This window comes from Mesorhizobium sp. ES1-3 (assembly GCF_020164795.1).
GTDB lineage: Bacteria > Pseudomonadota > Alphaproteobacteria > Rhizobiales > Rhizobiaceae > Mesorhizobium.
In genome coordinates this window covers 38,874-61,965 of record NZ_JAIUGW010000015.1, presented here as the reverse complement: position 1 = coordinate 61,965, position 23,092 = coordinate 38,874, and the positions used below count along the sequence as shown (strand labels likewise).

Genomic DNA, 23,092 nt, shown 5'->3' with positions numbered 1-23,092 from the left:
CGAGATGGCACCAGCGTTGGAATTGACGGTCGGCCAGATGGCCGCGCGCAGCGGCGTGGCGGTGTCGGCGCTGCACTTCTATGAAGCCCGCGGGCTGATCCGCAGCCACCGCACCTCCGGCAACCAGCGCCGCTACGGCCGCGACGTGCTGCGCCGGGTGGCCATAATCCGGATTGCCCAGGAGGTCGGCATCTCGCTCGCGGAAATCGGTGCCACGCTTGAATCATTACCTGAAGGCCGCACGCCGACCCGCGAGGATTGGAATCTGCTTTCAACGGCTTGGCGCGATGACCTCGACCAGAAGATCAGCCAGCTAAAGAAGCTGCGCGACGGCCTGACCGACTGCATCGGCTGCGGCTGCATGTCGATCGACAAATGCCCGCTTCGCAACAAGGGGGATCGGCTGGCGAGGGAGGGAACGGGCGCGCGGCGGTTAATTGCACCCTGAATAGAACAATGCGATTATCGCGCGATAAGGGAGGAATGTCTGTGTTAGGACACCTAATCCAGGCTGAAGAAGAGACACAACTCATCACGATCTACCGGATCGATTCTGGCGGCATGCCAACCCTCTATACGTCCGTGAGTTTTGACGAGGCGCGAAAAATGGGCCTGGAAAAATTCAGCAACCTACTTGGCGAGAACCTAATTCTAGATTCTCCAAAATTGCGCGATCTATTTTTGTTGTAATATTCCTCAATCCGCCGCCGGCAGCCGCCTGATCGTGAACTCGATCAGATCGCCCGGGCGCTCGAACCAGCTTTCGATCTCGGTCCAGTAGGCCTGCTTGGGGAAGCGCTCGAACCATTCCTTGGCCTTGAGGCGGGCATCCGAGCGCGGCAGGACGAAGGTCTCGCGCAGGAAACCGTCGCGCGGCATGCGCGCGCGTTCGGCCCGGCTTTGGTCGAGCCTTTTCTTCAGGCCATCCAGCGGCGGTCTTGCCGGGGTGCGCACGAAACAACTCCTTGCACCTAGCGCATGACCCCGAAATCGAGTTTCGGAAAGGATCATGCGCAAAACCAAAGTGACTTGACCCTGTCCCTCAAGAGATTAGGGATCGCGCCCGGAAAAGACGAGTCTTTTGTCGACTCACCGCCCCGCAAACCGGAGACGGCACTTGGAACGACCTGAAATACCGGCGGGGCTACCCGCCGACATCGAAGAGAAGAAGATGAAGGCCCGGCTTTGGTTCGAGGCGCTGCGCGAGCGCATCTGTGGCACTTTCGAGCAGATCGAGCAGGACCTCGGCGGGCCGCTGGCCTCCTGGTCGCCCGGCCGCTTCGAACAGACGTCCTGGGAACGTGACCACGGCAAGGGCGGCGGCGGCACCATGTCGATGATGCATGGCCGCGTCTTCGAGAAGGTCGGCGTCCACACATCGACCGTTCATGGCGAGTTCTCGCCCGAATTCAGGAAGCAGATGCCTGGCGCCGAGGAAGACCCGCGCTTCTGGGCATCGGGCATTTCGCTGATCGCGCACCCGTGGAATCCCAACGTTCCGGCCGTGCACATGAACACGCGCATGGTCGTCACTTCAAGGCATTGGTTCGGCGGTGGCGCCGACCTGACGCCGGTGCTCGACCGCCGCCGCACGCAGGACGATCCCGACACGACAGCCTTCCACCGTGCCATGCAGTTCGCTTGCGAGAAGAACGCCGGCGTCGCCGATTATCCGAAATTCAAGGCCTGGTGCGACGAGTACTTCTTCCTGCCGCATCGCAACGAGCCGCGCGGTACCGGCGGCATCTTCTTCGACTGGCTGCATTCGGGCGACGAGAAGGGCGGCTGGAACGCCGATTTCAACTTCGTCCAGGATGTCGGGCGTTCGTTCCTCGTCGTCTACGGCCACCTGGTGCGCGCCAACTTCAACGAGAACTGGACCGATGGCGACCGCGACGAACAGCTGATCCGCCGCGGCCGCTATGTCGAATTCAACCTTCTTCACGATCGTGGCACCATCTTCGGGCTGAAGACCGGCGGCAATGTCGCCTCGATCCTGTCCAGCCTGCCGCCGGAGGTGCGCTGGCCGTAACAAGATGGTGAGCGCGATGTGAAGCCGCATTGATGTCCCATTTGTCGAATCTGGGCGCGGAATGTGACGCCAGGAATATCTTTTTCGTCTAATATCCATTTGAAAAAACTGGGTTATTTGTCGCATTTGGGTCGGGAAGCGCCGGTGGTTTGCCTGAGGGCAATTCCAGGAAATGCAACCGCTTTCCCTTCGGAATTGCGTCGGAACAAGGTTAGCCGCGACTCGACGCGACCGGACGACCCAAAGACGACGCGGGACCATCCTCGTCACAAAGGATGCCCGCTCTTCCAGGAGTGCATCAGCATGAGAAAGATCATCGTTTCCGCTGCCGCGGCCGCCCTTCTTGCTTCCGGTTCGGTGGCGTTCGCCGCCGTCAGGCACACCACCGGAACGGTCAAGACCTTCGATACGGCGGCCAAGAGCCTGGTTCTCGACAATGGATCGTCTTTTACGCTTCCCAAGACTTTCAAGGATCCTGGCCTGATGGTCGGCGAGAAGGTCAGAATTTCGTGGGACATGAGCGGCAAGAACAAGGTTGCCGAGGTAGTCAAGATCGTGAAGTGATGGCCTGCCCGCTGGGTTAGCGTAAGAGGGCGGAGCAGCGCTGCTCCGCCTTTTCACCGTTGACCGCAACCAATACCACCCCATCTGTGTTATGGTCTTCACCCTGCCCGTGGTCCGGCCCCAAGGCCGCACAGCGGGCCAAGAAGATGCGGAGCTCCGGCCTGTCCCTGCAGGGCAGTCGATCCGGCTCCATGGAGGAAGAGGAGAAATCCCATGAAGCAGTTCCACTGCGGATCGCTGGTTCCCGGCTGCGACTGGCACACCCGTGCCGACGAGGAGGCGGAGGTCATGCGCCGTGCCGTCGAGCATATGCGCGAGACGCATGGCGAGACGATCATCCGCGAGACGATGATCGAGGCAATCCGCTCCCGAATTGAGAAGGCCCGCGACGCGGCGTAGGGCGCGGCGGGGGGCTGTCGGTCTTGGCAAAGAACCGCGGCGGCGCTCGGGTAGCGTGCGTCGAGCCGATTTATTTCGACGCGTGGCCTGCGCCTCAAAAATTAGATTTGCTCCAGCTAAAATAAACCGTGCGGTAACTGAACCCGTGCGATCGTCGAACTGATATCCAGACTACAGGGGGCTGCCAGAGAAGCCCGTCGCCGTCAGGCACTGGTCCGGAATCGGTGGGGCGAGGTGTTTCGCGGATGCGCGAAAAGTCCGGCAATCGTGCGAGTTTGTGCGCAACGGCGCTCCTGCCGTGGGCGCTCCTCGGCACGCCACCGGCGGTTGCCCAGGAATTTACGACATCGCTCATCGACATCCACCAGGGCTCGCCGCTCAGCGACAAGGCGAGAGGCCTGGGTGACGCCGGGTATGAGTTGCAGACCGGAAGCCGGGTATCGTTCAACCAGTGGTACCAGACGAACTGGGTCGACATGCATGTGGACCTGATGACGCAGATAACGCAAGACACCGGTATCCTTTGGGGGTTTGGCACCGGGGAACAGGCCGAGAAGTATCGGATCGAGCCCAGCCTCAAGCTTGGTTTCCTCACACAACTGCATCCGAGTGCGAACAGCATACTGTCCCTGTCGTTCACCACGACCTTCGGCGGCAAGCTCACCGAAAAGCCCTGCCAGGCCGATTATGGCGATCTGGGCACCTACAGCGTCAATTGCAGGCTCGCCGCTGGCGAGATGGCGCCCGAGGAAACCTTGAAATATCTGGTTAACGCTAAACCGGAGAGCCAGCATCTCTGGCTGAATTACCGTGTTACTTTCTGATCGCGAGGGGCCGGGCACGAGATGTGGCGTGGCCGCCGGAGATCTGCGGTCGTCCGTCCTAGCTTCTGTTGAACCGGGGTAAGATCATGTCAAATGCGCGTTGGAAGTTCGGTATCGCCACGGCCCTCGCCCTTCTGCCGGCTTCCATGGCGGCGGCTCAAGAAGCTGGCGGTCCGGATCCGCTATCCGCGCTCTGCATGGGCGGCCGGGCGAACGCGTCCATATGCCTGAGCGCAACCTTGCCGGCGGCGACATCGCAGACCTTGCAAGGCTGGATGAGCCCGGATGTCGGAGCCGCATGGCGTGCCGGCTACAAGGGCCAAGGCGTCACCATCACGATCGTCGACGATTTCTCCAGCACATCGAAGTTCAGCGGCAATTTCGGCATCGGCACGCAGACCCAGCGCCACGGCGAATGGACCCGTGAAGAAGCCAGCATGGTTGCGCCCCTGGCAAACATAAGGTCGAAAGACTTTTCCACCAGCTCATCGGTCGCGCTGTCGCCGGGCCTGAACGTGCTCAATCTGAGCTATGGCATGTACGCCAAAGCGGGTTACAGCCCCAGCCAGATCGGATGGAGCGCCGAGGAAGCCTCCATCATCTCCTATGCCACCAAGGGAACGGCCGTGGTTTCAAAGGCCGCGGGCAACGACGCGGTTGCCGTGGGCGGCGTCACCAGCGGCCAGCAGGACTATCTTGACCTCGCTTTGGTCGGAAAGGCATCCGCGATTTTCGTCGGCGCGCTCAACAGCAACGGCACGACGTCGAACAAGGCCAGCATGGCCTGGTACTCCAACATCGCCGGCTCCAACCAGGCTGTGCAGAGCCATTTCCTGGTCGTGGGTGTCACCGGGGACAAGACCGGCCTTTACGGCACCTCTTTCGCCGCGCCGATCGTTGCCGGCTATGCCGCGATCGTGGGCAGCAAGTTCACCAAGGCAACGCCGACCCAGATCACCAACCAGTTGCTGAATACGGCCCGTACCGACACGCTGGCCAACTATAGCGCCTCCGTCTATGGCAAGGGCGAAGCAAGCCTTTCGCGTGCCCTAGCTCCGCTGTCGATCAAGTAGCGGCACGGAATCGCAGGGTAACACCGGCATTCACCCCGCGGTTCTGGCCTACGTTTCAAGGGCCTCCGCGGCGCGCTTCATCAGAGTGTCGCGATCGGGCGCAAAACCCGCATCGACCCATTCCGCTTCCAGATTCTTGAGGATTTCGCCCAGCTTCGGCCCCGGCGTTGCACCGAGCGCCGTCAGATCGGCCCCTTTCAGCGGAAACACCGGTTTTTCCCATTTGAGCGCAAAGGCAAGCAGGCGCGAAAAGCCGCCCGCTTGAAGCAATGCATTGTTATCCTCGACAGCGCGCACCCGCGCCGCGGCAAGCGAAAGCCGCAGGCGGTCGACAAACCCTTGCCGGTGGCCGCGATAGAGTTTTTTCGCCAGTTCGCCCTCGGTCGTCTTCGGCTCCACTGCCGTGGTGAGCGCCCAGTGGAGCAAGCGGTCGGCTTCGGCGGTCGAGAACCTGAGCCTCTCGGCCAGCGTCTTCATGCGCGCTGCATCCGGCGGCACGATCGCCTCCAGCCGCAGCATCGGATCCACCGCCCAGCCCAGGTCTTTCTCGGCCTTGGTCAACCCGTGGATCGCATCGATGCCCCATTTCTCGCTTTCCGGCAGCGCGGCGGTCAGGACACCGGCCTGCCGCATCCAGAGCAGCGCCCGCGAGGGATCGGCCGCCGACAAAAGCTTCTTCAGCTCGGACCAGATGCGTTCCGCCGAGAGTTGGCCGAGACCCTCCTTCAGCCGGGCGCAGGCCTTCAGTCCCTCGGCATCCGGCCGGCCGTCGCCATACCAGGCAAAGAAACGGAAGAAGCGCAGGATGCGCAGATAATCCTCGCGGATGCGCGCCTCCGGCTCACCGATGAAGCGCAGCCGGCGCGCCTTGATGTCGGCGATGCCGCCGACAAGGTCGACAACCCGTCCGTCGGCCTCCGCGTAGAGCGCGTTGATTGTGAAATCGCGCCGCTCGGCGTCGAGCTTCCAGTCGCGCCCGAACGACACCCTGGCACGGCGGCCATCGGTCTCGACATCGGCGCGCAAGGTGGTGATTTCGTAGGGTTTGCCGCCGGCGACCACCGTGATCGTGCCATGCTCGATACCGGTCGGCACCGCCTTGAAGCCTTCCGCCACGGCGCGGCGAATGGTTTCCTGCGGCAGGCAAGACGTGGCGATGTCGATGTCGGTGACAGGCTGGTCCATCAGCACGTTGCGCACCGCGCCGCCGGCGATACGTGCCTCCTCACCGCCTTCGGTGAGCACGCCAAGCAGTCGCTGCAAATGCTTGTCGGAGAGCCAGACAGCCCTGCCCGCGATCGAAACACTCACGCATAGAGCCTTTCATAGAGCGTACGGATGATACCGGCGGTGACGCCCCAGATGCGCCGGTCGCCATAGGGCATGTCGTAGAAGAACCATTCGAGATCGTTCCACATGCGGCTGTCGCGCTTGTGATTGGCGGAGTCCATCAGGAAGCGCAGCGGCACTTCGAAGGCGGCATCGACCTCGTCGACGTTCAGGGTCAGCTGGAAATGTGGCCGCACGATGCCCAGCACCGGCGCGATGCGGTAGCCGCTGCCGGCGACGTAATCGGGCATGCGGCCGATGATCTCGATGCGATCGGGGCTAAGGCCGATCTCCTCGAAGGTCTCGCGCAGCGCCGCCGCCTCCGGGCTCGCATCGGTCGCATCGATCGTGCCGCCCGGGAAAGCCACTTGGCCGGAATGGTTGCGCAGCTTTTCGGCACGTTTGGTCAGCAGAACCGTCGCCTCGCCGTCATGGTCGACCACCGGGATCAGCACCGCTGCATTGCGCAGCGGCTTGCTCGGATTGAGGCGCGGATGGCCGGGATTGAAGCGGTGATCGCCATAGTCGTCGCCGGCATGCGCGCCCGGCTGCGCGGCGAAACGCGCGCGAAAATCCGCCGATGAGAACGGCGCCGGCGATATCTGGTCCATCACGCGCTCAACCGCTTCAACTGATCCGCCGGCATGATCGGAAACACGGCATTCTTCGAACGCACCGAAAACATCGTCCTGCCGTCGATCTCGATCTCCTCGCCGTGCCCAACCAGTTCGTACATGACCGGCCGCGCCACCAGCGCCTCCAGCCTGCCGCGCACCAGCAGATAGGGCTTCAAACCGCCGGTCTCGTTCTCGTCGACGAAGCGCAGCGGCCGTTCCGGTCCGGCCTCGACCACGTCGCCGACATTGGTGCGGAAGGTGATTACCTGATCCTCGCCTTCGCCCGAAACATCCATTTCGACGGCGATGAACGGCGCATCGGCAACGCGGATGCCGACCTTTTCCACCGGCGTCACCAGATAGGTTCTGCCGTCGGCGTCCTTGCGCAGCACGGACGAGAAAAGTTGCACCAGCGGCATGCGGCCGATCGGCGTGCCGAGGTAGAACCAGGTGCCGTCGGCCCTGATCTCCATGTCGAGATCGCCGCAAAAGTCCGGATTCCAACGCTCGACCGGCGCCGCGCCCTTGCCGGCACGGGCCGCGCGCGAGATCAGCGCCTCGAGGCCTCGAGCCTCGGTGGCCTGCGTAAGGCTTTGCCGGCGATGTTCGTGGTGTTCCGTCATCGTCACGAAATAGTCACTGTTGTTCCGCTTGTCAGCCTAAGTCTGTGATTTAAGTTCAACCATAGGCGCTCCGCGAGGCCGAATCGCGGCGCCTATGGTATGGTGCGGGCCAGCATTTCCAAACCATGGCATTTCCAACCAAAAGGGTCGATGCGGCATGAGCGTGATGGTCAAGGAAAGCCCGATCAGTGAAACGGACATGATCGCCGAGGCCGAGAAGGCGCTTGCCGACATCTCCAGGATCCGCGACGGGGTTGGCCGGGTGATCTTCGGCCAGGAGAACGTCGTCGAGCGCACGCTGGTGGCGCTGCTGGCCGGCGGCCACGCGCTGTTGGTCGGCGTGCCGGGCCTCGCCAAGACCAAGCTGGTCGAGACGCTGGGCGTCGTGCTCGGGCTCGATTCACGCCGCATCCAGTTCACGCCCGACCTGATGCCGTCCGACATCCTCGGCTCCGAGGTCATGGAGCAGGACGAGACCGGCAAGCGCTCCTTCCGTTTCATCTCCGGCCCGATCTTTGCCCAGTTGCTGATGGCCGACGAGATCAACCGCGCCTCGCCGCGCACGCAGTCGGCGCTGCTGCAGGCGATGCAGGAATACCATGTCACCATTGCCGGCGCGCGCTACGATCTGCCCTCGCCCTTCCATGTGCTGGCGACGCAGAACCCGCTTGAGCAGGAAGGCACCTACCCGCTGCCCGAAGCCCAGCTCGACCGCTTCCTGATGCAGGTCGACATCCTCTACCCCGAAATCGAGGCCGAGCGCCGCATCCTTCTGGAAACCACCGGCGTCGAGGACGCGAAGGCAACCAACGTGCTGCAGCCGGCGCGGCTGAAGGAAATCCAGACGCTGATCCGCCGCATGCCGGTGCCGGAAAGCGTCGTCGAGGCGATCCTTACCCTGGTGCGTTCGGCGCGTCCGGGCCAAGGCAATGCCGACACCGACAAGCATGTCGCCTGGGGTCCAGGCCCGCGCGCCAGCCAGGCGCTGATGCTGTGCACCAGGGCACGCGCGCTCTACGACGGACGGCTGGCGCCCTCGGTCGACGATGTCAGGGCGCTGGCCGAGCCGGTGCTGCAGCATCGCATGGCGCTGACCTTCGCCGCCCGCGCCGAAGGCACCAGCGTGCGAGACGTGGTGGCGAAGCTTGTGAAAGCTATTTGATGGCGCGTATCGGCGAAGTCCAGGGTCCGGCAGCGACGCGTGACGCGCTCGCCCGCGGCCGGTTGCGGGCTTCGCTTGTGCCCGACCTGCTGGTCGAGGCGCGCCGTATCGTCAACACGGTGATCGCCGGCTGGCATGGCCGCCGCAAGCGCGGCATCGGCGAAAATTTCTGGCAGTTCCGGCCCTATGTCGAAGGCGATTCCTCGCGTATCGACTGGCGCCGCTCGGCCCGCGACGACCACACCTATGTGCGCGACCGTGAATGGGAAGCCGCCCATACGGTCTGGCTGTGGGCCGACCCCTCGCCGTCCATGCTCTACAAATCGACGGGTGCCAGTGTTTCCAAGCAATCGCGCGCGCTGGTGCTGACGCTGGCGATGGCCGAGCTCCTGTCGCGCAGCGGCGAGCGCATCGCTTGGCCTGATCTGACCGATCCGTTCACCGCCCGCAACGGCGCCGAGCGCATCGCCGCCCAGCTCATGCATGCCGGCGATCTGCCGGCTAAACCCGATCTCTCCGATATCAGGCGCTTCTGCGACATCGTCATCGCCAGCGATTTCCTCGATCCCGTCGAAGAGACCATGGCCTGGCTCGACGTGCTCGCCCGACACGGCGTGCGCGCGCATCTGATCGAGGTCGCCGACCCGGCCGAGGAAACCTTCCCCTATGCCGGCCGCACCGAATTCACAGATCCCGAGACCGGCGACAAGCTGACCGCCGGCCGCGCCGAGATGCTGGCCGACGAATATCGCCTGCTCTACACCGCGCGCCGCCAGGAACTGGCCGGTTGGTGCAAGCGGCTCGGCTGGAGCTTTACCGTCAACCACACCGACCGGCTGGCTTCCGACGCGCTGGTACGCCTGCACATGGCGATGACCGCCGATGGCTCTTATGCCGGGCTGACCGCCGGTCATGCCGGGCTGACCTCCGGTCACGCCGCCAAGGCCGCCGGTGGCGGCCTTGCCGAAAGGGTGGTCGGCGCATGAGCTGGCTGCCGCTCTCCTTCGGCGCCCCCATGGTGCTGTGGGGCCTGCTGGCGCTGCCGGTGATCTGGTGGCTGCTGAGGCTCACCCCGCCCAAGCCGCAGACCGAGGTGTTCCCGCCGCTGAAGATCCTGGCCCGTGTGCTGAGGCGTGAGGAAACCCCGCAGCGCAGCCCGTGGTGGCTGACTCTGCTCAGGCTGCTGATGGCGGCCCTCGTCGTCGCGGCATTGGCCGAACCGGTCTTCAACCCGCGCGAAAAGCTGCCGGCCGAGGGCGCCGCACTTGCCCTGGTCATCGACAATGACTGGGCCAGTGCCGCCGACTGGAACAAGCGCGTCGCCACCGCCGAGCGGCTGATCAATGACGCCGGCTCGAACGGCGTGCCTGTTGTCATCGCCTTCACCGCGGAAAAGCCCAATGCGGAGATCGGCCCCTTCGATGCCGCCGCCGCACTCGACCGGCTGCGCGCCGCCAAGCCGCGGCCGATCCCGACCGACCGGCCCGCCGTCTATGCCCGCGTCGCCGGCGTGCTGGAGAGCTTGCCCGGCGCCAGCGTCGCCGTGCTGGCCGATGGCCTGGCGGCCAAGGGCGACGAGGCCGCCTTCAACACGCTGTTGTCGAAAAATGCCGCCCGCGTCGTCTGGGCGGTGGCCGACCGGCTTTCCCTGACCGGCCTGACATCAGCCGAAAACCAGATCGACGGCTTTGGCCTGACCGCCGTTCGCGCGCCCGGCGATCCCGCCCCGGCGCAGGTCACCGCCGGCGCCTTCGACGACAAGGGCCGCCGCATAGCCGATGCGACGCTGACCTTCGCCCCGGGCGAAGCTACGGCCACCGGCACCATGGCGGTGCCGTTCGAATTGCGCAACGACTTCGCCTCGATCGCGCTCGACGGCGAACGGCACGCGGGTGCCGTGCGCGTGCTCGACGAAAGCTCCAAGCGCCGCCGCGTCGGGCTGTTGTCGCAGGCCGAGGCCGACCAGGCGCAGCCGCTTCTGTCGCCGCTCTACTACATCAGGCGCGCGCTACAGCCCTTCGCCGATCTGGTCGAACCCTCCAGCGCCGATCTCGCCGACGCCATCCCGCAGATCCTCGACCAGAAGCCGGCGATGATCGTCATGGCCGATATCGGCACCATTCCCGCGCAGGTCCGGCAAAGGCTGGTCGACTGGGTCGACAATGGCGGCACGCTGGTGCGTTTCGCCGGCTCGCGGCTGGCCGCCGCCGGCAATGACGATGATTTGCTGCCGGTCCGCCTGCGCACCGGCGAGCGTTCGCTCGGCGGCGCGCTGTCATGGACCTCGCCGCAGCCGGTCACCGAATTTCCCAAGGCCGGCCCGTTCGCCGACCTGGCGCCGCCGACCGAGGTCACGGTGACCAGGCAGGTGCTGGCCGAACCGACACCCGATATCGTCGAGCGCACCTGGGCGGCCCTTGCCGACGGCACGCCGCTGGTCACCGGGCTGAAGAAGGGCAAGGGCACGCTGGTGCTGTTCCATGTCACGCCCGAAGCGACATGGTCGAACCTGCCGATCTCGGGCAGTTTCGTCGAGATGCTGCGCCGCATCGTGCAGCTGTCGCGCAACCAGGGCGCGATGATCGCGAACGCCGAAGCCGCCGCCACGTCGCTGGCACCCTATCGCATGATCGCGGCCGACGGCTCGCTGGTGCCTCCGACACCGGATGCGCGACCGCTGGTGCCGGGTGCAGGCGCACTGCCGGTGACCTTCGAGAACCCGCCCGGGCTCTACGGCTCGGAAACCGGCGTCTTCGCCCACAATCTGCTCGACGCTGCAAGCACGTTCGAGCCGCTGGCGCGCCCGCAAGTGACGGTGCCGGTCACCACGGTCCAATATGCCTTCGATGAATCGCACAACCTGAAGGGTACGCTGGTCGCGGCGGCTCTGTTGCTGATGCTGCTCGACACACTGGCGGTATTGTGGATGGGCGGCCTGTTTTCGCGCCGGCCGCGCCGTGCTGGCGCCGCTGCAACCACCGCCGCGGTGCTGATCGCGCTTGGCGCCCTGTTCGGCCATGCCGATGTCGCGCGCGCCGACGATGCCAAGCCGGGTGACCAGGTCGCTATCGAGGCGATCTCAAAAACCCGCATCGCCTATGTGCTGACCGGCGTGCCGGGCGTCGATTCGATCAGCCGCGCCGGGCTCGAGGGCCTGACCCGCTTCCTGATCGAGAAGACGGCGCTCGAACCTGGCGCGCCGGCCGGCGTCGACATCTCGAAGGACGAGCTGTCCTTCTATCCCCTGATCTACTGGCCGATCGACCCGGCGGCACCGATGCCGAGCCAGGCCGCGATCGCCCGCATCGACGCCTATATGCAGCAGGGCGGCACCGTGCTGTTCGATACGCGCGACCAGTTCGCCAACGGCATCGGCGCCGATTCCACCAGCCCGGCGACCGAGCGGCTACGTGACATCCTCGGCAACCTCAACGTGCCGCCGCTGGAGCCGGTGCCGTCGGACCATGTGCTGACCAAGTCCTTCTTCATCCTGCCCGAGTTTCCTGGCCGTTTCGCCGGCAGCCCGCTCTGGGTCGAGGCGTCGCTCGATGCCAGCAATGCCGACAACCGGCCGGTGCGCACCGGCGACGGCGTGTCGCCGATCATGATCACCGCCAATGATTTCGCCGGCGCCTGGGCGGTCGACGAGAATGGCGATCCGCTGCTGCCGACCGTGCCGGCCGACCCGATGCAGCGGGTCTATGCGCTGCGCGCCGGCGTCAACATCATGATGTACATGCTGACCGGCAACTACAAATCCGACCAGGTGCATGTTCCGATCCTGCTCGAACGGTTGGGGCAGTAGGATGATGCTCTTTCTTGCACCGACGCCGATCGACGCTCCCCTGATGCGGGAGGATAAGGCATGAACTGGTCGATCTCCTTCGAACCGCTGATCTCCTGGCCGTTTTTGGCCCTGGTGCTGGTGCCGTTGGCATTGCTGGCGCTCGTCGGCCTGTGGTTTCGCCAGCGCGGCGCGGTCCTGCGTTTCGTCGCCCTTCTGGCGCTCGCCGCCGCCCTTTTCAATCCGGTGTTCCTCAATGAGGAGCGCGAGCCGCTGAAGAGCGTCGTCGCACTGGTCGTCGACCGCAGCCAGAGCCAGGACATTGGCGACCGCACCAAGCAGACCGACGAGGCCGTGGCGGGGTTGCAGCAACGTCTTGGCCGCTTCAAGCAGTTCGACGTCCGCGTCGTCGAAGCCGGCAAGTCCGACGCCGCCGAGGAGCGCACCGAAACGAGGTTGTTCGGCGCGCTGGAAGGCGCCTTCCGCGACGTGCCGCCCTCGCGCATCGGCGGCGCCATCATGATCACCGATGGCGAGGTGCATGACGCGCCCTCGGGTGCGCCCGACTTCAACGCACCGCTGCATGCCCTGATCACAGGCAACGACCACGAAAAAGATCGCCGCATTCGCTTCGAGAACGCGCCGCGCTTCGGCCTCGTCGGCAAGCCGCTCGACATGACCTATCGCGTCATCTCGACCGAAAACGAGACCGGACCGGTCGACGTGCGCGTTTCGGTCAATGGCGAACAGGTCGCGGTCGAGCATGCCACCGTCGGCCAGGCCATGCCGCTGCAGGTGACCATTCCGAGTGCCGGCCGCAACATCATCGAACTTGCCATCGACCGCGAGCCGGGCGAACTGACCGACACCAACAACCGCGCCATCGCGCTGGTCGACGGCATCCGCGAGAACCTGCGCGTGCTGCTCGTTTCGGGCGAACCGCATGCGGGCGAGCGCACCTGGCGCAACCTGTTGAAATCCGACGCCTCGGTCGATCTCGTCCATTTCACCATCCTGCGGCCGCCGGAGAAGCAGGACGGCACGCCGATCAATGAATTGTCCCTGATCGCCTTCCCGACCCGCGAGCTGTTCGTCGAGAAGATCAAGGATTTCGACCTCATCATCTTCGACCGCTACCAGCACCGCGACGTGCTGCCGATCCTCTATTACGATTACATCTCCGAATATGTCGAAAAAGGCGGCGCGCTGCTGATCGCCGCCGGTCCCGAATATGCCGGCGAGGCTTCGATCGCGCGCACGCCGCTGATGTCGGCCTTGCCGGCCATGCCGACGGGCGAAGTGGTCGACAAGGCGTTCTACCCGCGCCTGACCGAACTCGGCCAGCGTCACCCGGTGACGCGCGGCCTCGACGGTTCGGCCACCGAGCCGCCGCACTGGAGCCGCTGGTTCCGCACCATCGGCGTGCAGAATCCGCAAGGCGAAGTGGTGATGAAGGGTGCCGACAACCGGCCGCTGCTCCTGCTCGACCGCAAGGGCGAAGGCCGCGTCGGCATGCTTTTGTCCGATCAGGGCTGGCTGTGGGCGCGCGGCTTCGAGGGCGGCGGCCCGCATGTCCAGCTCTACCGGCGCATCGCCCACTGGCTGATGAAGGAGCCCGAGCTCGAGGAAGAGCGGCTGACCGCCGAGGGACGTGGCATGGTGCTGGAGATCCGCCGCCAGACGATGGCCGACGATCCCGGCCCGGCGCAGATCATCACCCCGTCCGGCAAGACGCTCTCCGTCAAGCTCGACAAATCCGAACCCGGCGTCTTCCTCGGCAGCGTCCAGACCAGCGAGATCGGCCTCTTCCAGGTCGCCAATGGCGATCTTACCGCGCTCGCCCATGTCGGACCGGTCAACGCGCCGGAATTCGCCGACGTCGTGTCCACGCAGGAGCGTCTGAAGGCGCCGGCGGAAGCCACCGGCGGCAGCGTGCGCCGGCTGGCCTCGTCCACGGGCAGCGACGTGACGCTGCCTTCCATCGTGCCGGTGCGCTCGGCCGGCGAAGCGTCGGGCAGCGACTGGATCGGCCTGCGCACCACCGACGATAGCGTCCTGAAGGCCGTGTCGCGCGTACCGCTGTTCGGCGGCTTCCTCGGCCTCGGCCTGCTGCTTCTGGCGATGGGCTCGATGTGGTACCGCGAGGGACGGTAGAGCGCCCTGCTCTACTCCTCCGGTTCAGTCGTGAACAGCAGCGGATAGCCCTTGGCCTTGCCGGCGTCGGTGGCCCGTGTCGCCTTGGTCTCGGCGACATCCCTGGTGAAGACCGCGACCACGCAGACGCCGTGCCGGTGCGCGGTGATCATGACCCGGTGCGCCTGGTCCTCGCTGAGCTTGAACTCGCCCTTCAGTACCGTCACCACGAATTCGCGCGGCGTGAAATCGTCGTTGACGAGGATGACCTTGTAGAGCTTCGGCCGCTCGGTCTGCGGCTTGACCTTGACGCGCGGCTTTGTGGTGATTTCAGGCATTCGAACCGACTGTTTCGCGATCGAGCTTAAGTCCGCATTTTGCCACGGGCGGCAGCGATCGTCCACTTGCGGACCGTCGGCGGCCGCGCCCGGTCCTTCACGATCATGTGGGGGATGGTCGGTAGCGGTTCAACGGCCCTGACGGCCGAGGATGCGGCGACTTGCGTCGGCATCCGCGCGGCGTTCCAGCCATGCCGCGATCGGCCATCCGGCAACGCAGATCAGCGTCACGCCCGCGAGCACGATCAAAAGCCACGCCTGCACGGGCGTGATGTAATCCCAGTTGCTGGAAATCGCCGGCGCGAACAACGAGGGCTCGGTGCGCCCGCTTGCAGGATCCGGCACGGGGCTGGCGGCGAGCAGAATCAACACCCTGGCGACGCCGGTGGCAACGAGGCCGCCGATCACCATGGAGCGAAAAATGGACGACGGCCGCCTCTTCATGCGGATTGTCCTACAGGACCGGCATTGCAAACGGGTTAAGCACGATCGAGATGCATGGCTGGAAGCCGCCGGTGTTCAGCTCATCGACCATGCCCTTGGCAGAAGGCCGCCCCAGCCGGTTTGCGGCTGGAGCGGCCTTGCCAGAACTGACCTCGAAGCTGATCAGGGCTTCTTCGGAGCGGCCTTCGCGGGGGCCATTTTCGCGGGAGCCATCTTCGCGGGGGCCTTCTTGACCGGGCACTTGTGCTTCTTGGTCACCTTGCAGGCGGTCTTCTTGGCGACCTTCTTCGGAGCAGCCTTGGCCGGAGCGGTGGTCGTGGCGGCAGCAGCCGGAGCGGTGGTCGTGGTGGCGGCAGCCGGGGCAGCGGTCGTGGTGGTGGCTGCGTTGCCGAGAACCGGCATCGAGAAGGCGAGAGCGACGGCGAGACCAAGGGCGGACAGGATGGACTTGTTCATGGCTTCATTTCCTTTTTATGCGGGTCGTTTTTGAGTGTCACTGGACCGGGTCGTTCGGTGTCACTCCAAGCAGCTTCAAAGCATTGGCGAGCATCCGGATGCCCTGCGCCTGTTTCTTGGCGGCGCAGTACCGGTTGCCCTTTCTCTGAAGTGCCTTTGCCGCGGTGACCTGCGTTGCCGTGGCGTGGGTTTCGAGGGCTTCATCAAATTGGTGGCTGAGATTGGCGCACCGTTCGCTCCGGGTGAGCGGCGCCTTTGCATCCGACTGTTCGACAGCGGCAGTGAGCAGGCCAAGGCCTAGCAAAACTCCCAACAAACTGACCGACAATCTTGGCATTGGTTTATCCGTGAACCCCGGAGACTAGCGTCGCAGCCGATGACCTGACCGCCACGGCACCGTTATGCCGGCCTACCTTTTCAGGAGTTTTTCCCGATTGTAGAATTTTGTTTCTGGATTGTGTCTGGCCAGGCCGGGGCCAGGCTGGGCGCCGCTTTCCATGTGGAGAAGGCGGAATTCATTCTCCCTTGAAAAGCAAGGCACTGGCCAACATATGGCCCGAATTCTATCGTGTGGCTCACCAGCCAAGAATGGCTTGGCCGGCAAACCAGACAGGGCAGCTGTGAAATCCGATGCGCATATACTGATCGTCGACGACGACAAGGGCATCCGCGACCTGCTTCAGGAGTTCTTCCAGAAGCGGGGGCTGCACACCTCGGTCGCCGCCGATGGCACCGAGATGGAGGCCATCCTGCGTCGCTCGCAGGTCGACCTCATCGTGCTCGACGTGATGCTGCCCGGCAGGAGCGGGCTGGAACTGTGCCGCGATCTGCGCGCCCAGTATACGACGCCTATCATCATGCTGACCGCCGTCACCGAGACGACGGACCGCGTCGTCGGCCTCGAGATGGGCGCCGACGACTATGTGCCCAAACCTTTCGACCCGCGCGAATTGCTGGCCCGCATCCGCGCCGTGTTGCGGCGCAATGGCGCCGCCGAGCCCAAGCGCGCCACCACCAAGCAGATATACCACTTCGCCGGCTGGACGATGGACTGCTCGCGGCGCCGGCTGACCGCGCCCGACGACGTCAGGGTCGAACTGACCATGGCCGAGTTCAACCTCTTGCAGACCTTCGTCAAGAGCGCTCAGCGCGTGCTGACCCGCGACCAGCTCATCGAACTGTCCGGCGGCGACAGCGACTATTCCTTCGACCGCAGCATCGACATCCTGGTCAGCCGGTTGCGGCGCAAGATGGAAGACGATCCCAAGACACCCAAGCTGATCCTTACCGTGCGCAGCGGCGGCTACCAGTTCCTGCCCGAGACGACCTCCGAATGAGACGCTTCCTGCCGCAGACCTTGCCTGTCTGGGTGCTGCTGATCGTCATCGCCGGCCTGCTGATCAGCCAGGTCGCGACGCTTTACATCGTGTCGCGCGACCGCGCCGCCACCAACGACGTGGTCGACCTCTACCGCCTCAACGACCGCGCCTTCTCGCTCGTGCAGTTGATGAGCGGCGCCACGCCGGAGGAGCGCAAGGCGACCGCCGCCGGCCTGTTCAACTCGACATATGCGCTCACCGTCTCGGACACGCCCGCCGTCACCTCCTCGATCGCCGGCGACGACGAACTGGCCGAGCTCGAGGACATCCTTGTCGGCCGGCTGTCGAAGTTCGGCATCACCGACGCGCGCGTGCGCCGCGATCCGGCGACGCGCGAAGCCGACGATGCAACCGGCGCGGCGCCGGGACCCGATATCGGCCAGGTCGAGCGGGACCTTCTGGTGCTGGCCGCCGATTTCGCCCAGAGCGAGAAGCTGACGGCCTCGCTGCGTTTTGCCGACGGCCAATGGCTGAACTTCACCGAACCGATCACGCCCGTCGGCCCGATCCTGAGCTTCGACAGCCTGCCGCTCTATGCGCTGATCGCCGGGCTGGTGGTGATCATGTCGATCTGGTCGCTGCGCCGGCTGACCGCGCCCTACCGGATGATGGAAACCGCCGTCAACCGGATCGGCAATGACCTCAAGAGCCCGCCGGTCACCGAGAGCGGCAGCCGCGAGGTGCGCGCCGCCGCCAAGGCGATCAATGCCATGCAGGCAAGGCTGCGCGAGTATGTGGAGGACCGTGAGCACCTGGCGGCAGCGCTCGCGCACGACCTGCGCACGCCGATCACCAGGATGCGGCTGCGGCTGGAGCTGCTGCGCAGATCACCGGCGCGCCAGGCGCTCGTCCACGATCTCGCTGACATCGAAAGCATCGCGAGTTCCGTGATAGACTTCGCCAAATTCGAGGTCACGGAGGAAAAGCCCGAGCGTATCGATTTCTGGTCGCTCGTGGAATCGGTCGCCGACAGCTACGAGACCGTCTCCTTCGACAATGACGACGCCCGCCCCCGCGGCCTGATCTGCATGGCGCGGCCGGTGGCCCTCAAGCGCTGCGTCACCAATCTGGTGGAGAACGCCGTTACCTACGGCACGAAGGCGCATCTCGGCCTCAGCCGCTCGGAAGGCACGATCACGCTCGCCATCCGTGACGAGGGGCCGGGCATACCCCAGGCCCAGATCGACGCCGTGTTCGGCTCCTTCGTGCGCCTCGAACAGTCCCGCAACCGCCAAACCGGCGGCCTCGGGCTCGGACTGACCATCGCCCGCAACATCGCGCGCGCGGCGGGCGGCGAAGTGCGCCTGTCCAACCATCCCGACGGCGGCCTGCTGACGGAGTTGCGCCTGCCGCTGGCAGCTTGAGCCTTATCAGGCCGCCTCAAACGTCAACTTGTCGCGGTGATCTTCCAGGCCAGCAGCGCGACGATGACCGCCGCCGTGAGCATTGTCGCCCAGCGGTGCCGCCCGAACGCATGCAGAACGAGAACGGCCAGAGCCGCGATCGACGCGGCAAGTGCCCCTTCGACATAGAAGAGCTGTCCATCGCCGACCGGTCCGCCGCTTGCGCCTCCGACACGGAAGAACTCCAGGATCGACCGGATCGCGATCACGATCAGCAACCCGAGCGCCGCTTGCGCCGCGCGCGCCGTCGACAGCCAGTTCAAGATCCGTTTCAAGGCGCCTCCCGATGCGACCCGAAAGCCCCCGGTTGACGTTGCCGGCTACCGCCGCAGCACCGCACTCAGCACATCACGAATACCGATCGCGCCGACGAAGCGCGACTGGTCGTCGAACAGCGCCACGGGTGCGGTCTGCGAGCGGTGCATGGCCAGCATCACGGTCTTCAGCGAGGTGCCGGGATTGGCCCAGAACACCTGCGCCAACTCCTCCGGCTGGCCCTCGACATCTGCGCAGGACACCCACACCGCCGGCTTGCCGTCGCGTTCGGCCGCCGCCACCAGCCCGTGCTCGTCGATCTTGAAACGCGTCGTCTTGCGCCGGTCGAGCCACACCCAGCCATTGTCGCCATGCTCAAGGTCGCGACGGTCGCGCATCACGTTCCAGGCGGTCAGCACCGACAGCGGGTTCACATTGGCGATGAAGTCGCGGACATAGTCGTTGGCGGGCCGCAGCACGATGTCTTCCGGCGCGCCGGTCTGGACGATGCGGCCGCCCTCCATGATGGTGATGTGGCTGCCGATCTTCAGCGCCTCCTCGAGATCGTGGCTGACGAAGATGATGGTTTTCTTCAGCTCCGCCTGCAGTTGCAGAAGCTCGTCCTGCAGCTTGGTGCGGATCAGCGGGTCGAGGGCCGAGAACGGCTCGTCCATCAACAGGATAGGCGCCTCGGTGGCGAAGGCACGCGCCAGGCCGACGCGCTGCTGCATGCCGCCCGAGAGCTCATGCGCGTATTTGTTCGACCATTGGTCGAGGTTGACCAGCTTGAGCTGGCGGTGCACCCGCTCCTTGCGCTCGGCATCCGGCACACCGGCGAGTTCGAGGCCGAGGCCGACATTCTCCTCCACCGTGCGCCATGGCAAGAGGCCGAACTGCTGGAACACCATCGCCACCTGCTTCTGCCGCAGCCGCCGCAAGGTCGGCTCGTCGCAGGTGACGACATCGACCGTGCGGTCGCCGTCCTTGACCAGCACCTGGCCGCGCGACACGACGTTGAGCCGGTTGACCGCCCGAAGCAACGTCGACTTGCCCGAACCCGACAGGCCCATGAGGACGGAAATCTCGCCTTCATGCACGGTCAGGCTGGCTCCGGCGCAACCCAGCACATTGCCGGTCTTCTCGAGGATTTCGGCCCGGGTGGCGCCCTTGTCGATCATCGCCAGCGAACCCGCCTGGTCGGCGCCGAAGACGATATCGACATTCCTGAAATCGACGGCGACGGTCATTTCTTGCCTCCAACGCCAATGCGGGTCATCCGGTCGAGCACAATGGCGAGCACGACGATGGCGAGACCGGCCTCGAGGCCAAGGTCGATGCGGCGCGAACCGAGCGCGCGGTTGATTTCCGTGCCCAGACCGCCGGCGCCGATCAGCGCGGCGAACACCACCATCGACAGCGACAGCATGATCGACTGCGTCAGGCCCGCCATGATGGTGGGCAGCGCCGAGGGCAGCTCGACCTTCCACAACAGCTGGCTCTTGGTGGCGCCGAAGGCCTCGCCGGCCTCGATGATCGACTTCGGCACCGAGACGACGCCCAGATGCGTCAGCCTGACCGCGGTCGGGATGACGAAGATGATGGTGACGATCAGGCCGGGCGCGTTGCCGAGGCCGAACAGCGTCAGCACCGGGATCAGGTAGACGAAGGTCGGCAGCGTCTGCATCAGGTCGAGCACCGGCAGCATGATGCGGTAGACCTTCGGCTTGTGCGCGGCCCAGATGCCGAGCGGCACGCCGATGGCCATCGCCGCCGCGGCGGCCGCGACAACCAGCACCAGCGTCTGCACGGTCTGTTTCCAGAGATTCTGGTTGATGATGAAGATCAGGCCGAGGAAGACGCCGATGGCGAGCGGCCGCGAACGCTGCAGCAGCCAGGCGATCACGGCGACCACCAGGGCGAGCAGCACCGGCGGCACCATCAGCAGGATATTGACCAGCCCGTCGAGGAGGAAATTGAGGCCGTTCGAAAAAGCCCTGAAGACGGTGTCGAAATTGTCGGTGAGAAAGCCGAAGAACGCCTTTCCCCAGGCGCCGATCGGGATCTTGTGATCGACCATGAATTTGGAAATCGGATCCATCTCACCCCTCGTTTGCCAGAGCTCTGCCTTCGGCCCCGTATTGTCGCAACGTCATCTTGTCACAGGATATGGAAAAGGGCAGCCTTTTCCAGCGGCTGCCCTTCTATTTCGGTCACGCCGAAATCAAAGTCGGCTCAGCTCCCGAGCGCGGTCTTGACCGCCGCCGCCGCGTCGCCGCCGTCGAAGGTGGTCACGCCGGCGATCCAGGGCTTGACCGCGTCCGGATTTTTCTTCAGCCAGTCGGTTGCCACCTTATTGGCATCGCTGCCCTTCAGGATGGCGTCCATCATCTGGCCTTCCATATCCAGATTGAACTTCAGGTTGGCGATGAACTTGCCGGCGTTCGGGCACTCGGTCATGTAGCCCTTGCGTACATTGGTCGAGACGGTGGCCGCGCCGAAACCGCTATCGCCCATGCCGTCGAGATAGGTGATCTTCATGGCGCCCATCACCGGATGCGGCGTCCAGCCGAGGAAGGCGATCCACTCATTGTTCTTCATCGACTGCTCGGCCTGCGTCAGCATGCCGGCCTCCGAGGATTCGACCAGTTCGAACCCGTCGAGATTGTCCTTCGGGTTCTTGATCATGTCGAGGATGATGCGATTGCCGTCATTGCCGGCCTCGATGCCGTAGATCTTGCCGTTGAACTTGTCCTTGAACTTGCCGAGGTCGGTCAGCGACTTGACGCCGGCATCCGCCACATAGGTCGGCACGACGATGCCGTAACCGGCGCCGGCCAGGTTCTGGCTGACGGTCTCGACCGAACCGTCGGCCGTGTAATCCTTGATGTCATTGGTCATCGACGGCATCCAGTTGCCGAGGAAAACGTCGAGGTCCTTGTTCTTCAGCGACGCATAGGTCACCGGAACCGACAGCTGGATCACCTGCGGCTCGTAGCCGAGCGCGGTGAGCAGCACGGAGGCGAGCCCGGTGGTGGCCTGGATGTCGGTCCAGCCGACATCGGAAAGACGCACCGCCTTGCAGCTTGCCGGATCGCCGGCGAAGGCGGCACTCGTAGACAGGAAAGCCGCCAAGCCTAGGCCGGCGACGAAGGAATTCATACGCGACATCTGTATTCTCCCATTTCGATTCTTTGGCGAAGCGAAGTTACGGTCTTGTGTCCGCCTTGTTTCGTCAGCCAAACACCATTCTGGAGTGGTTTCAAGCACTAAGACAATCACGATCAACGGCGCAGGCTGGCCAATCAGCGACACCGCTGACGCTTTCCGTGCCAAACCCAAGCGCAATCCGCCTCTGCAACGGCGGCTTTTTCAGGGGAATGCGGCGGCGGCCCCTCCCCGCGCGGCGGCAAGTCGGCTTAAGGTCAGTTTAGATTCAGGTCAGGCCGTGCCGAAAATGGTGGGCACCGAGAACCGGAGCGGAGCGTACTTTGAGTACGCGAGCACCGGAAGCGCAGGAACCGCCTTTTGCAGGCCGGCCTCACCTGAATATGAACAGACCTTAAAGGGCGGCATGGCCAAGCTTTACTTCCACTACGCGACGATGAATGCCGGCAAGACGACCATGCTGTTGCAGGCGTCATACAATTACCGCGAGCGCGGCATGACGACCATGCTGTTCGTCGCCGGCCATTACCGCAAGGGCGACACCGGCCTGATTTCGTCGCGCATCGGACTTGAGACGGAAGCCGAGATGTTCCGCGATGGCGACGACCTGTTCGCCCGCGTCGCCGAGCATCACCAGCACACGGCGGTGCATTGCATCTTCGTCGACGAGGCGCAGTTCCTGGAGGAGGAACAGGTATGGCAGCTTGCCCGCATCGCCGACCGGCTCAACATCCCTGTCATGTGCTACGGCCTGCGCACCGATTTCCAGGGCAAGCTGTTTCCCGGCTCGCGCGCGCTGCTGGCGATCGCCGACGATCTGCGCGAAGTGCGCACCATCTGCCGCTGCGGCCGCAAGGCGACGATGGTCGTGCGCCTCGGCCCCGACGGCAAGGTGGCCCGCCAGGGCGAACAGGTGGCGATCGGCAAGGACGTCTATGTCTCGCTCTGCCGCCGCCACTGGGAAGAGGAGATGGGCCGCGCGACACCCGACGACTTCATCGGCTTTGTCGGCGGCTGAAACGAAGGCCCGCTGAACGTCGGCGGAGCAGCCGGCTGTCACCTCTTGCAGTCGCGCCGTTCCATGTTGCCTTTGTTAAGGTCGGCGCCCTATT

General features: G+C 64.6%; 25 protein-coding genes. 13 read left to right on the top strand and 12 right to left on the bottom strand.

The window, feature by feature from the left end; genetic code table 11:
* Window positions 1-4: 4 nt before the first annotated feature.
* Entirely contained in the window at window positions 5-448 is a 444-nt protein-coding gene (soxR, locus tag LB536_RS20225) for a redox-sensitive transcriptional activator SoxR (protein WP_140810405.1), read from the top strand.
* Window positions 449-696: 248 nt separating this feature from the next.
* Here soxR and LB536_RS20220 read toward each other — a convergent pair whose 3' ends face one another.
* Window positions 697-954 (bottom strand): hypothetical protein, encoded by a 258-nt coding sequence (locus LB536_RS20220; RefSeq protein WP_023770299.1) that lies wholly within the window; start codon window positions 952-954, stop codon window positions 697-699.
* A 163-nt stretch (window positions 955-1,117) separates the two neighbouring features.
* Here LB536_RS20220 and hemF point away from each other — a divergent pair, with 163 nt between their 5' ends.
* From hemF to LB536_RS20195, 5 genes are all read left to right on the top strand, one after another.
* Entirely contained in the window at window positions 1,118-2,032 is a 915-nt protein-coding gene (gene hemF, locus LB536_RS20215; protein ID WP_224595722.1) for an oxygen-dependent coproporphyrinogen oxidase, read from the top strand.
* A gap of 303 nt (window positions 2,033-2,335) precedes the next feature.
* Window positions 2,336-2,596 carry a DUF1344 domain-containing protein gene (locus LB536_RS20210; protein ID WP_224595719.1) on the top strand — a complete coding sequence of 87 codons (261 nt, stop codon included), beginning with the start codon at window positions 2,336-2,338 and terminating at the stop codon, window positions 2,594-2,596.
* A 213-nt stretch (window positions 2,597-2,809) separates the two neighbouring features.
* The gene (locus LB536_RS20205) at window positions 2,810-2,995 is read left to right on the top strand and encodes a DUF1059 domain-containing protein (RefSeq protein WP_027143380.1); all 186 of its coding nucleotides are present in this window, start codon (window positions 2,810-2,812) and stop codon (window positions 2,993-2,995) included.
* A 245-nt stretch (window positions 2,996-3,240) separates the two neighbouring features.
* Window positions 3,241-3,819: a hypothetical protein gene (locus LB536_RS20200; protein ID WP_224595716.1), complete on the top strand. Its 579-nt coding sequence runs from the start codon at window positions 3,241-3,243 to the stop codon at window positions 3,817-3,819.
* Between the two features lie 86 nt (window positions 3,820-3,905).
* On the top strand, window positions 3,906-4,892 hold the full coding sequence (locus LB536_RS20195; RefSeq protein ID WP_224595713.1) for a S8 family serine peptidase: 987 nt from the start codon (window positions 3,906-3,908) through the stop codon (window positions 4,890-4,892).
* A 48-nt stretch (window positions 4,893-4,940) separates the two neighbouring features.
* On the opposite strand, the gene LB536_RS20190 is transcribed toward LB536_RS20195, so the two are convergent.
* Genes LB536_RS20190 through LB536_RS20180 form a run of 3 tightly spaced genes read right to left on the bottom strand, consistent with a single transcriptional unit; the run spans window position 4,941 to window position 7,461 of the window.
* Complete coding sequence (locus tag LB536_RS20190) at window positions 4,941-6,203, bottom strand: CCA tRNA nucleotidyltransferase (protein ID WP_224595710.1); 1,263 nt, start codon at window positions 6,201-6,203, stop codon at window positions 4,941-4,943.
* Window positions 6,200-6,832 carry a CoA pyrophosphatase gene (locus tag LB536_RS20185; RefSeq protein WP_224595707.1) on the bottom strand — a complete coding sequence of 211 codons (633 nt, stop codon included), beginning with the start codon at window positions 6,830-6,832 and terminating at the stop codon, window positions 6,200-6,202. Before LB536_RS20185 ends, LB536_RS20190 begins: the two co-directional genes overlap by 4 nt.
* Window positions 6,832-7,461 (bottom strand): DUF1285 domain-containing protein, encoded by a 630-nt coding sequence (locus LB536_RS20180; RefSeq protein ID WP_140810454.1) that lies wholly within the window; start codon window positions 7,459-7,461, stop codon window positions 6,832-6,834. Before LB536_RS20180 ends, LB536_RS20185 begins: the two co-directional genes overlap by 1 nt.
* A 157-nt stretch (window positions 7,462-7,618) precedes the next feature.
* Between LB536_RS20180 and LB536_RS20175 the strand changes: the two genes are divergently transcribed.
* From LB536_RS20175 to LB536_RS20160, 4 genes are read left to right on the top strand one after another with little or no spacing between them, the layout of a single operon-like run.
* Entirely contained in the window at window positions 7,619-8,623 is a 1,005-nt protein-coding gene (locus LB536_RS20175; protein ID WP_140810413.1) for an AAA family ATPase, read from the top strand.
* Complete coding sequence (locus LB536_RS20170) at window positions 8,623-9,609, top strand: DUF58 domain-containing protein (RefSeq protein WP_224595704.1); 987 nt, start codon at window positions 8,623-8,625, stop codon at window positions 9,607-9,609. The genes LB536_RS20175 and LB536_RS20170 overlap by 1 nt, the downstream gene beginning before the upstream one ends.
* Complete coding sequence (locus LB536_RS20165) at window positions 9,606-12,428, top strand: DUF4159 domain-containing protein (protein ID WP_224595701.1); 2,823 nt, start codon at window positions 9,606-9,608, stop codon at window positions 12,426-12,428. Before LB536_RS20170 ends, LB536_RS20165 begins: the two co-directional genes overlap by 4 nt.
* 60 nt (window positions 12,429-12,488) lie before the next feature.
* Window positions 12,489-14,561, top strand: a complete 2,073-nt coding sequence (locus tag LB536_RS20160; protein WP_224595698.1) for a hypothetical protein — start codon at window positions 12,489-12,491, stop codon at window positions 14,559-14,561.
* Between the two features lie 11 nt (window positions 14,562-14,572).
* Here the strand turns inward: LB536_RS20160 and clpS are convergent, their stop codons facing one another.
* The 4 genes from clpS to LB536_RS20140 form a co-directional block, all read right to left on the bottom strand.
* The gene (clpS, locus tag LB536_RS20155; RefSeq protein ID WP_140734332.1) at window positions 14,573-14,878 is read right to left on the bottom strand and encodes an ATP-dependent Clp protease adapter ClpS; all 306 of its coding nucleotides are present in this window, start codon (window positions 14,876-14,878) and stop codon (window positions 14,573-14,575) included.
* Window positions 14,879-15,007: 129 nt separating this feature from the next.
* On the bottom strand, window positions 15,008-15,322 hold the full coding sequence (locus tag LB536_RS20150) for a hypothetical protein (protein WP_224595695.1): 315 nt from the start codon (window positions 15,320-15,322) through the stop codon (window positions 15,008-15,010).
* A 162-nt stretch (window positions 15,323-15,484) separates the two neighbouring features.
* Window positions 15,485-15,778 (bottom strand): hypothetical protein, encoded by a 294-nt coding sequence (locus LB536_RS20145; protein WP_140758499.1) that lies wholly within the window; start codon window positions 15,776-15,778, stop codon window positions 15,485-15,487.
* Between the two features lie 37 nt (window positions 15,779-15,815).
* Entirely contained in the window at window positions 15,816-16,115 is a 300-nt protein-coding gene (locus LB536_RS20140) for a hypothetical protein (protein WP_140758500.1), read from the bottom strand.
* Window positions 16,116-16,398: 283 nt separating this feature from the next.
* On the opposite strand from LB536_RS20140, the gene LB536_RS20135 reads away from it, so the two are divergent.
* Together LB536_RS20135 and LB536_RS20130 are read left to right on the top strand one after the other, a co-directional pair.
* Window positions 16,399-17,115 (top strand): response regulator, encoded by a 717-nt coding sequence (locus LB536_RS20135; protein WP_140758586.1) that lies wholly within the window; start codon window positions 16,399-16,401, stop codon window positions 17,113-17,115.
* The gene (locus tag LB536_RS20130) at window positions 17,112-18,521 is read left to right on the top strand and encodes an ATP-binding protein (RefSeq protein ID WP_224595692.1); all 1,410 of its coding nucleotides are present in this window, start codon (window positions 17,112-17,114) and stop codon (window positions 18,519-18,521) included. The genes LB536_RS20135 and LB536_RS20130 overlap by 4 nt, the downstream gene beginning before the upstream one ends.
* A 23-nt stretch (window positions 18,522-18,544) precedes the next feature.
* Here the strand turns inward: LB536_RS20130 and LB536_RS20125 are convergent, their stop codons facing one another.
* The 4 genes from LB536_RS20125 to LB536_RS20110 all read right to left on the bottom strand — a co-directional run bounded on the left by LB536_RS20125 (window position 18,545) and on the right by LB536_RS20110 (window position 21,983).
* Entirely contained in the window at window positions 18,545-18,835 is a 291-nt protein-coding gene (locus LB536_RS20125) for a hypothetical protein (protein ID WP_224595687.1), read from the bottom strand.
* A gap of 45 nt (window positions 18,836-18,880) precedes the next feature.
* Complete coding sequence (gene choV, locus LB536_RS20120) at window positions 18,881-20,062, bottom strand: choline ABC transporter ATP-binding protein (RefSeq protein WP_027143396.1); 1,182 nt, start codon at window positions 20,060-20,062, stop codon at window positions 18,881-18,883.
* Window positions 20,059-20,913 (bottom strand): choline ABC transporter permease subunit, encoded by an 855-nt coding sequence (choW, locus tag LB536_RS20115; protein ID WP_224595685.1) that lies wholly within the window; start codon window positions 20,911-20,913, stop codon window positions 20,059-20,061. The genes choV and choW overlap by 4 nt, the downstream gene beginning before the upstream one ends.
* Window positions 20,914-21,047: 134 nt before the next feature.
* The gene (locus tag LB536_RS20110) at window positions 21,048-21,983 is read right to left on the bottom strand and encodes a choline ABC transporter substrate-binding protein (RefSeq protein WP_140810420.1); all 936 of its coding nucleotides are present in this window, start codon (window positions 21,981-21,983) and stop codon (window positions 21,048-21,050) included.
* 403 nt (window positions 21,984-22,386) lie between these two features.
* Between LB536_RS20110 and LB536_RS20105 the strand changes: the two genes are divergently transcribed.
* Entirely contained in the window at window positions 22,387-22,998 is a 612-nt protein-coding gene (locus LB536_RS20105; RefSeq protein WP_224595682.1) for a thymidine kinase, read from the top strand.
* Window positions 22,999-23,092 lie beyond the last annotated feature (94 nt).

Bases quoted from the DNA above. Each gene is read 5' to 3' on its own strand.
- soxR (WP_140810405.1), top strand. From the start codon at position 5: ATGGCACCAGCGTTGGAATTGACGGTCGGCCAGATGGCCGCGCGCAGC.
- LB536_RS20210 (WP_224595719.1), top strand. From the start codon at position 2,336: ATGAGAAAGATCATCGTTTCCGCTGCCGCGGCCGCCCTTCTTGCTTCC.
- LB536_RS20205 (WP_027143380.1), top strand. From the start codon at position 2,810: ATGAAGCAGTTCCACTGCGGATCGCTGGTTCCCGGCTGCGACTGGCAC.
- LB536_RS20200 (WP_224595716.1), top strand. From the start codon at position 3,241: ATGCGCGAAAAGTCCGGCAATCGTGCGAGTTTGTGCGCAACGGCGCTC.
- LB536_RS20195 (WP_224595713.1), top strand. From the start codon at position 3,906: ATGTCAAATGCGCGTTGGAAGTTCGGTATCGCCACGGCCCTCGCCCTT.
- LB536_RS20185 (WP_224595707.1), bottom strand. From the start codon at position 6,832: ATGGACCAGATATCGCCGGCGCCGTTCTCATCGGCGGATTTTCGCGCG.
- LB536_RS20180 (WP_140810454.1), bottom strand. From the start codon at position 7,461: ATGACGGAACACCACGAACATCGCCGGCAAAGCCTTACGCAGGCCACC.
- LB536_RS20175 (WP_140810413.1), top strand. From the start codon at position 7,619: ATGAGCGTGATGGTCAAGGAAAGCCCGATCAGTGAAACGGACATGATC.
- LB536_RS20170 (WP_224595704.1), top strand. From the start codon at position 8,623: ATGGCGCGTATCGGCGAAGTCCAGGGTCCGGCAGCGACGCGTGACGCG.
- LB536_RS20165 (WP_224595701.1), top strand. From the start codon at position 9,606: ATGAGCTGGCTGCCGCTCTCCTTCGGCGCCCCCATGGTGCTGTGGGGC.
- LB536_RS20160 (WP_224595698.1), top strand. From the start codon at position 12,489: ATGAACTGGTCGATCTCCTTCGAACCGCTGATCTCCTGGCCGTTTTTG.
- clpS (WP_140734332.1), bottom strand. From the start codon at position 14,878: ATGCCTGAAATCACCACAAAGCCGCGCGTCAAGGTCAAGCCGCAGACC.
- LB536_RS20150 (WP_224595695.1), bottom strand. From the start codon at position 15,322: ATGAAGAGGCGGCCGTCGTCCATTTTTCGCTCCATGGTGATCGGCGGC.
- LB536_RS20145 (WP_140758499.1), bottom strand. From the start codon at position 15,778: ATGAACAAGTCCATCCTGTCCGCCCTTGGTCTCGCCGTCGCTCTCGCC.
- LB536_RS20140 (WP_140758500.1), bottom strand. From the start codon at position 16,115: ATGCCAAGATTGTCGGTCAGTTTGTTGGGAGTTTTGCTAGGCCTTGGC.
- LB536_RS20130 (WP_224595692.1), top strand. From the start codon at position 17,112: ATGAGACGCTTCCTGCCGCAGACCTTGCCTGTCTGGGTGCTGCTGATC.
- choV (WP_027143396.1), bottom strand. From the start codon at position 20,062: ATGACCGTCGCCGTCGATTTCAGGAATGTCGATATCGTCTTCGGCGCC.
- choW (WP_224595685.1), bottom strand. From the start codon at position 20,913: ATGGATCCGATTTCCAAATTCATGGTCGATCACAAGATCCCGATCGGC.
- LB536_RS20110 (WP_140810420.1), bottom strand. From the start codon at position 21,983: ATGTCGCGTATGAATTCCTTCGTCGCCGGCCTAGGCTTGGCGGCTTTC.
- LB536_RS20105 (WP_224595682.1), top strand. From the start codon at position 22,387: ATGGCCAAGCTTTACTTCCACTACGCGACGATGAATGCCGGCAAGACG.